Raw genomic sequence first — 490 nt, forward strand, 5'->3', positions numbered from 1 at the left:
CATAATTATCCAGTGTTACACCATTTTTCAAAATGATATAATTTTTATGCTTTAGTATTACTGATCTTCCCATAAATAATATCAATCCCGACTCTTTTAAACCAACTTTTTTTATATATCCTCGTAACAGATAAATCGCTCTCTCAATAAGTATAGAGAATAAATTTACTGATTTTATATTACTATCTAATTTATAATCCTTTTTCTTAATTTTTGTTATTATAAAATTTGTTACTCTAATCAAGTCATTTATATCCTTTCATTTTAATATTCTACGCAGACATAAACATATATTTACATAGTTTTTCAAAATAAGTTTTTCGTCGATTCACTTTACATTTCAGTAAAAAACTATTTTTATTTAACAATGACTTTGGATAATCTTTACAATATAAAAGAATTACTCTTATTAGTAAATTCATAATTAATGTTGGTTTACTCATAGTTTGATAATGCCATTGGGCTTGAAAGGTACCCTCTAACATAAGTC

The 490-nt window shown here is 24.1% G+C and carries 1 pseudogene; it reads right to left on the bottom strand.

Annotated features, from left to right (window positions below):
* Nucleotides 1–244 (bottom strand): annotated as a pseudogene (locus AC1DUA_RS40445) (acyltransferase); the annotation flags it as partial.
* Nucleotides 245–490: the final 246 nt, after the last annotated feature.

The organism is Paenibacillus sp. 01T422 (assembly GCF_056398785.1).